We start from the raw sequence: 7,802 nt of genomic DNA, 5'->3' as shown, positions 1-7,802 counted from the left end.
CCGCGTCAACGACAATCCCAACGTCAGGTTGCCAGCTGTGGCGTCCTGATCAGGCTCGGGCCTTACCGAAGGTCGGCGCTCTTACACCATTCGGTGGGACACTATCAGCGTCGAGCGCTTCGGCATCCGAATGGACCGACACTGCTGGACCGGGACGCCGTGCGGCTACAAGGCCGCCCGGGAGATAACGACAGTTCTGCTCGAGAAGGGTTACATCCTGAGGATCGTCAAACCTGGGAAGGGACAGAGCGCGGTCTACTGTTGCTCCTCCTCCTTTCGGGAACGTCTGGCAGGTTGGCAGGAGCGTCTGGTATTCAAGCGGGCGAGGCCTCACCCGGTCGAGGTCCGAGAGCCCAAGAAAGACTACTGGGGCTCGTACAAGAAGAAGCGCCTTCCCCTTAATCGCTTCCCTTCCGATGAGGTTCGACGGCACCAGGAGATTGTTCACTCTCTAAATGCTAGTCTGTCCCGACATTCGCTTCGGGATGCTGAAGGTCGACAGATCGACACGACCCTGAGCAGGATTTTCACGGGCGACCTGACCAGCGGTGGACGCCTATACGGAGAATACCAGCGAACGCCGGAGGCTGATCGCTTGTGCCATACCATCGACGGCGAGACGGTCTGCGAGATCGATCTGAAGGCCTCGCATGTGGCCATCCTCGCTGCCCTCTACGAGCATCCCGAGAGATTGCCTAAGGACCCCTACAGCGCCATCTCATGGGTAAAGACAGCGTCACTCAGGAAAGCAGCGAAGACCCTCGTGCAGTGCATCGTCCACGCCGATGGCGGAAGACCCACGAGGTTCCCTCGCCAAGACGATGGTATTTCCTTCAGGGAAAAGTATGAGCTGGGCAACACAAACGTCGAGGATATGCTTCCGGGTGTCTTTGAGGTCATGCCCTTCCTCGACGGGTCACCCTGCCTGACCCTGACCCTGCAATTCATCGAGTCCGAGATATTGGTCGAAGCCGTTCGGCGTCTCTGTTGTCAGGATATCCCGGCCCTTCCCATCCACGACAGCCTTCTGGTCAGGAGATTGGACGAATATCAAGTTCTCCGTATCCTAAGACGGACACTGACCAACTATTTGGGGTTTCATGCGCCTTGGCTTGACGTCTCCGTCGCGGGCAGAGAGCCAAGGATGATCGAACCACTCTCGTGTCCTGAAGGAGCCGAGTACTTCCTACAGGAAATCTCAGTGGACCTTGTCAAATACGAAAAAGAAGATGCCTCAGTCATCGATCCCGAAGACACAGAGGCTTCTAAAGAACTATCCCCCAAGATGGCACATACGAAGGAAGACTTCTTTTAAATCACGGTCTCCTCATCTCAATGGTATATAGAATACGCAGAGGTCCGTGAGCTAGCCTAAAGGTGTCTCCACCCACTGACCGGGCAGGTCTGCTTTTCATCGTATTCTCGGGGCTGAATCGACCCTGCCCACGGGGGAAAAGTCCATTCGTCCGAAAGAAAAATTAGGCCACGGATCACCAGTCAGTTCTCGAACCGATCACTTCAAAGGGCCCAAGTCCTCACACGGTCCCACGGCGCGCAACCGCCTCCCGTCCCTCCTCACACCGCGTCTGCGTTGCTGCGTCGGACCGTGTGCGATCTATCGGCCTTCCCTCCGATGGGGGGCGGAGAGCGCGACCGGCTTTGTCTGGAAAAGCCCCTTGGCCTACGAGGCTCAGGCCGCGTAAATGAGAACTTGGGGCGGCACAAAAACGCGACAGGTCCACGATGAGATCGAAGCGCGGGCCGTCGAGTTGCTGTCCGACCTGCCCGACTATCAGCTGCTGACGACCATTCCCGGCATCGGCCCGATCAACGCGATGACCATCCTGGCCGAGGCCGGCGACCTGCGCCGGTTCCGGCATCACCGGCAGTTTCTGAAGTTTTGCGGCATGGATCTCTCGACCGTGCAGTCCGGCATGTTCCGCGACCAGAGCCGTATTTCGAAGTATGGCAATGCTCGGCTCCGGCGCACGCTCTGGATGGCCGGCCAGACCGCCGTCCTCAAGCGAACAAAAAGCTTCCGGGACAAGTTCGAACGCTACATCTCGAAAGACCGGCATAATGCCCATCTGCGCCGCAAGGCTTACACCGCGATCGCGGCCAAGATGGCGCGCACCGTACACGCCGTGGTCAATCACGGCGAACCCTATCGCCCGTTCATCGAGGGGGTGAGCCCAGGCGAAAGGACCTCTCTCTGACGAGCCGTGGAGGCAGCTTGTTCGCCATCGGTCTCGAACGCATGGCGACGCGATGGCTCACCCTCGTAGATAATGTTCGGGCCTTCTGCTTGGGATTTGGGATCTCGTATTGAGGACGGTGAGGGCCGCCGCCGCGCGTACCCTGTGTTTGCTATGGAAGAGATCATTTCTTGACGGCAGAGCCCGTCTGGGCAACCTTAACAGGGCATCCGGAGCAACAGATGCCCCATGACCTGCTGACCTAAGCGTCCAGATTTTCCCGACATAGGACGTTGTCGGTGAGGATCGTGCGGATCCGCATCGGGCAGGCCTGTTCCAGGTCGCGCAGGAAGCGCCGCGCATTGGCCGCGGTCTTGGCCTTGAAGATGCGGATGAAGACCCACCGGGTCGCGCGGTCAATGGCCACGAACAGATACCGGCGCGAGGATTCATCAGCCATCTGAGGCAGATCCTTCACATCGATGTGGATGTAGCCGGGCTCGTAGGCCTTGAAGCTGCTGCGCTTCGGCTGCGGTGGCCTGGCTTTGAGATCGCGCAGGTTGCCGACACCGTGTCGACGCAGACAGCGATCCAGCCCAGAGCGCGACGCATTCGGGTTCAGGAACTCGCGCACCACCGCCAGCAGGTCGTCCAGCGACACCAGCAGGGTCTTGCGCAGCGCCACGGCGACGGCCTCCTGCGCGGGCGTCAACGTCGTCTGCAAACGGTGCGGCGTGTGGCTGCGGTCGTCCACGCTGTCACGCTTGCGCCACTTGTAGATCGTATGTTATCTGCGCAAATGTCAGCGGCTGGGACCTTGCTGCCCTGGATCGCCGCCCGCACCTTCGGCGTCGTCGCCTCCTTGTAAAAAGAGATCAGCATGCCTGCCCTCCATCCCGAATGTCCCTCAGCACCAACCTTGCCATAAACAAAACCGATCGCCGAGGGGAAATGTGATCATCCGGGACTGCACAGGTAAAGGCCCAGTATGGTTTTGGTGGCATTCGAACGATCGATGGTCTAAATTGGTTATAGACGAAACAGCATTAAGTGGTTTAAGTGGCGTACACAATGACCAAAGAAGTTTCTTCACGAAAAAGAATTCTTGCAGATGGCGTGAAACGATTGACGCGCTTGCTGGAGGCAGAGCGAGCATCTTCTTGTGCTCAGGATTTCAAACAACCTGATTCGAGTATCTATACGGAGCTAAATGCCCTCATGGCGAGCAATGAAGCTATTTCGCCAAGAGTAGTTAAACCTCATCAAGAATTTACAAAAGGTGTCCAAGCTGGATACGAGAGTCATGGCGGAAAGAACTGGGCTGTGCTCGATTTTGAGCCAGCTGGTAAAGAAACCGCCGGTTCTGGTGATCTGGAAATCCGCTCTCCAAGGTTCGGGGTGCACCCAGTCTTCGCGGATGGGGCAAACACCCGATGGATGACAATTGAGGTGGATCTTGAAGAAGATGCGTTGAAAGACGTTAATAACCTTAGGATTAGCCTGCTAGGGGAATTTTCTTTTGTTGAACCCCACCAGTCGTTACACACAAATGTCGTTAAAGTAACCTTGCGGGGAGCTCAAAAGCGCGGGGGGCACGAAGATTTAAAAATCGGCTTTTTCCCAGTTACAACGATCCCGATGGCTCATACCCTTTTTTACGATGATGATAAAAAGCTCGAGAGCCTCTTGGCGTCATCTTCAAGCCTAAAGGTTTTGATTTGGCTGCCGACCTATGGGAGCTACCGATTTAACCTCTATGGCTTTTCTTTAGGGGCGGAGTGATGCGTATTCTTTTTGTCTCAAGCGAGACACCTTTGTTTCCCGCAGGAGGGATCGCGACATACCTTGAATACATGGTTCCGGCACTAAAGTCCCAGGGCCATGAAGTCTTTCTATTCACGTTTCGAGAGGAGAGTGAATTCTCTTTTCCCCGAGAAATGGGGTCTTTTGACCAGGATAAAGTTCACATAGAGGTCTTTCGCGAAAGCGACGTCCATGAGCAATTTCCAAGTAGGCCGCACTTTCAAAGCCTTTCATTCTATCTTGCTAACCGACTGAAGAGCGTCATTGACGGGTGGGATATCGATGTGGTCGAAGCCACAGATTATCAAGCTCCCTGTCTTGCGCTGTTTCAGGCGTTACAAGTTAAGAAAGGGGCGGAAAGGCGCCTGTTTTCCACATTCCATCACGGCCTGAGCGAAGTTATTTTCGAAGCAGACCAGATTGGGTACCAAGATTGGGCAAGGGCGAACAATCTTGCGGAACGTCAACAGATGCGCGTCAGCGATCTGGTGGTCGTGCCGTCAAACGCCAGTAAGGACCGCCTAAGATCACTGGATATCCAAACCCAAACCCGCCTCGTGCGAGAGCCATACGCATTCCGTAATGAGGTGGGGCAAGCAAACCTGACTGTCACCAACGATATACAATATATTGGACGGCTTTCTATTCAGAAAGGTGTCGATAAGCTTATCTACGCGTCCAACGTTCTCCATTCTGTCGTTCCGCTCCGCAGGGTTGAGCTTATCGGGCGTGTTGGTTTCACACCATTTCGCGAGCCCGATATCTTGAAATATTGTAGGGCGCGTTTGCGGCCTGAATTGCGCGACCGGTTGACTTATTCCGACTTCAAGCCGCGCGAGGTAGTTCTTGACCTCTTGAACAGAGGGGCGATCAGCCCGCATCTTGGGACGGATGAAACTTTTTCATATGCCTGCATCGAAGCAATTGATGCCGGACAGGTTCCAATCGTTCGGCATAACACTGCCATGGCAGAGTTTTTTCCTGAAGATCTGCACGACTATATACTCGATAGCGAGATGCGTTCGGTGCGTGGACTGCAGGAAAAATTCGAAAAAATTATCGCAGACGGGCCACAGGTTGTGGCGCAGGTTCAAGAATACTGCCGCCGTACCCTTGACCCTAACACAGTCGCAAATACACTTGGAAATACCTATTCGAAAGCACTCGATCGGAAGCGCGGTTGGCGTGCACATGCGGTACCACGACAGCGCGCCCAAATCAAAGACGTTACGGTCTTGATCCCGGCGTACAAACCTAATCATGAATTCATGGAAACCATTGATAGCATTGCAACACAGTCAGCGGGTATCCCCAACGTGCTCATTTGTGATGACGGCACACCAGAAGTTAGTCAACCCTGGTTCGAGTATGCTCAGGCCCTTTTGCCTGATTGCCAAATTATTAAGCAACCGAATGCTGGGCTCCTTGCGTCGCGCAATACGCTTATCGAAGCATGCACCACGTCGCTTTCGATCTTTGTTGACACCGACGACCTGTTCGCGCCAACGCTTCTGGAGCATATGCTGGAGGCCTGGAACGAGGCCGTGACGCAACCTGACGCAATCATTCCGCAGCGCCGCAATTTTGGCGAGCAAAATGAGCTGATTTTGCGCAATACAATTAATGATTACATCCATATCCTGGAGAATGACTTCCGTATGACGGCGCTCATTCGGACCGATATTCTGAGAGAAATCGGCTTTGACGCGACGCGGCGTAACGGCGAGGGGGATGACTGGATCTTCTGGCTGGACTTCGAGGGGCGCGGATATCGCGCGGTCCTGCTGCCCGAGGCGGGGTTTCTGTATCGATTCCGCAGAGGTTCCATGTCGTGGCCATGGTCCGAGGGCCAGAACGTCGGCACGCAGACCATGTTGCGCGAGGTTTTGCATGAAACGCTTCAGCGCGAGCCGGACAAGAGCCTTGCCGTGACCCGGGCAATATTCGCGCGGGCCGTGAGCAAGTGAAGGGAAACAGGGAATGCGCAGTTCTGATCTGATCTTTATCATCGGGCGTCAGCGTAGTGGGACGACGGTATTTCGTGACCTTCTTAAGCGCCACGGAGCCAGAGATTGCGATGAGATATTCCATGGTGACCTTTCGCATGAGGACCGATTTTATCGCTACGTCCTGAAGCGAGTCGAAACGCATCCGCACTTGGTCCACCCAGAACACCATGCAACCCTTTTCAGGGATTTTATAGAAGAACTTCGGCAGAAGTCAGATCACAGAAAACTTGCCATGGACGTGAAGTACTTCGGTCTCAACCTGATACCAGCCCGCGAAGACGTGGATGGAAGATCGCCGTTCGTGCTCAATTTCATTAGGCATTCCAAGGCGCATGCGGTCCATATAATCAGGCGAAATAAGCTGCGCATCTACCTTTCGGAGGAGATGGCGAAAGCGACTGGCAGATGGTCGGCTGGTCGTGTCGAACACTTGGTGTCAGAAAAGCCAAAACTGAATGTCAACGTCTCGGAGGCATTGGATTTCATCGACCGCTTGTTGCTTCAGGATGAAAGGGTGACGGCAATGCTCGACTCCATGCCGAACGCGAAGCGACTCATCTATAGCGAGATGTTCGAACCGAATGGTCACTTCTCAGAGGATGTTGTGAAAGCTGCGGCAAACATCTTGGATATGGATGGCGTAGATCCCAATCCTGGAAACTTTAAAATGAACCCCGAACCCGTTTCCGACCTGATAGAAAACTTCGATGAACTCCGCGAGGCAATCACTGGGACCGAGCATGAGTGGATGCTGTATGATGACGGGTGATCACGACGTACGTCAGAACCCAACATTCATGTTGGGTATTGGCGCGCAAAAGGCCGGCACAACCTGGCTCCACCGCTATCTTTCGTCGCATGATGAGGTGTACTTGTCACCGATAAAGGAGATGCATTTTTTTGACGAGCTTTTCCTGTCGGACTTCGTGAAAGATCTACCAGCCAACTATTATCTCGGGTGGTTGAAAAAAGTGTTGCCAGCATAGTTGGCAGTGGAGGGACGAATGGCAGAGCCTTGGGCATGTCTCAAGACCTTCTAGACCGTGTCGCAATGAGGGGAAACACTGCCAAGTACTTCGATTTTTTTAGCAATAGGTGCGAAGGAAAGAAAGTCTGCGGCGAAATCACCCCGACATATTCATTGTTACATGCAGAACATTTCCAGAAAATCAGGCAGGCACATCCTGATGTCAGGCCGATATTCATTATGCGCGAACCAGTAGATAGATACTGGTCCGCAATGCGCATGAGTGAGAGAGAAGGAAGCACTGTAAACGCAATTGAATTGGCGAGCCGAAATCTGGGTAATTGGCAGCACATAGCGCGGGGGCGTTATGATCTCACTCTAAAAGCCTTGCATGCTGCTTTTGGCGAGGGCGGGTATCTGGTCCTTTTCTATGAGGAGCTGTTTCAAGACAGTGCCATCCACGAGATTTGTGACTACCTGTCTATCCGGTATTCTGGCGCGGATTTCACTCATCGACACAATTCATCCCCGAGCAATGACGCCTTGCCCCAAGAATTGGAGTCGCAAATTTACAGTGTTTTGTAAGCGCCCGGTTCCGACCGCCTGCCAGTGATCGGTCCGATTGGTTAAGCGACGTCGTTATTGACGTCGTTAACGACGTCGTCTGCGGCGGAGGTGCTGGTGCGGGACGGTGTGGTGCTTGGAGTGGAGCGGCGTCGGCGGTGGCCGGACGCGCTCAAGCTGGAGATCCTCGGGGAAGTCGGGGTGAACGGCTGGACGGTTTCCGACGTCGCGCGGCGGCACGACATTACGCGGCAGCATCTCTAT

7 protein-coding genes and 2 pseudogenes are annotated in these 7,802 nt (G+C 54.4%); 8 read left to right on the top strand and 1 reads right to left on the bottom strand.

Annotation, left to right across the window (positions count from 1 at the left end):
• The first annotated feature begins 130 nt into the window (after positions 1-130).
• Positions 131-1,315 carry a hypothetical protein gene (locus CEF10_RS11520; protein WP_101068330.1) on the top strand — a complete coding sequence of 395 codons (1,185 nt, stop codon included), beginning with the start codon at positions 131-133 and terminating at the stop codon, positions 1,313-1,315.
• 427 nt (positions 1,316-1,742) lie between these two features.
• Positions 1,743-2,216 (top strand): annotated as a pseudogene (locus tag CEF10_RS11515) (transposase); the annotation flags it as partial.
• A gap of 271 nt (positions 2,217-2,487) precedes the next feature.
• Here the strand turns inward: CEF10_RS11515 and CEF10_RS11510 are convergent.
• A pseudogene (locus CEF10_RS11510) lies at positions 2,488-3,077 on the bottom strand (IS481 family transposase); the annotation flags it as partial.
• A gap of 189 nt (positions 3,078-3,266) precedes the next feature.
• Between CEF10_RS11510 and CEF10_RS16910 the strand changes: the two are divergent.
• From CEF10_RS16910 to CEF10_RS17465, 6 genes are all read left to right on the top strand, one after another.
• Positions 3,267-3,977, top strand: a complete 711-nt coding sequence (locus CEF10_RS16910) for a hypothetical protein (protein ID WP_157933018.1) — start codon at positions 3,267-3,269, stop codon at positions 3,975-3,977.
• Positions 3,977-5,965: a glycosyltransferase gene (locus tag CEF10_RS11505; RefSeq protein WP_101068329.1), complete on the top strand. Its 1,989-nt coding sequence runs from the start codon at positions 3,977-3,979 to the stop codon at positions 5,963-5,965. The genes CEF10_RS16910 and CEF10_RS11505 overlap by 1 nt, the downstream gene beginning before the upstream one ends.
• A 13-nt stretch (positions 5,966-5,978) precedes the next feature.
• Positions 5,979-6,776 (top strand): hypothetical protein, encoded by a 798-nt coding sequence (locus tag CEF10_RS11500; protein WP_157933017.1) that lies wholly within the window; start codon positions 5,979-5,981, stop codon positions 6,774-6,776.
• Positions 6,766-6,993, top strand: a complete 228-nt coding sequence (locus tag CEF10_RS11495) for a sulfotransferase family protein (protein WP_157933016.1) — start codon at positions 6,766-6,768, stop codon at positions 6,991-6,993. The genes CEF10_RS11500 and CEF10_RS11495 overlap by 11 nt, the downstream gene beginning before the upstream one ends.
• Before the next feature lie 35 nt (positions 6,994-7,028).
• Positions 7,029-7,559: a sulfotransferase gene (locus CEF10_RS11490; RefSeq protein WP_101068326.1), complete on the top strand. Its 531-nt coding sequence runs from the start codon at positions 7,029-7,031 to the stop codon at positions 7,557-7,559.
• A gap of 90 nt (positions 7,560-7,649) precedes the next feature.
• Positions 7,650-7,802, top strand: a 153-nt coding sequence (locus CEF10_RS17465) for a transposase (RefSeq protein ID WP_157933024.1), incomplete at its 3' end; no start/stop codon positions are given.

It is taken from the genome of Roseovarius salinarum, assembly GCF_002834145.1.
GTDB classification, from domain to species: domain Bacteria; phylum Pseudomonadota; class Alphaproteobacteria; order Rhodobacterales; family Rhodobacteraceae; genus Roseovarius; species Roseovarius salinarum.
This window is presented reverse-complemented; position numbering and strand designations above follow the sequence as displayed.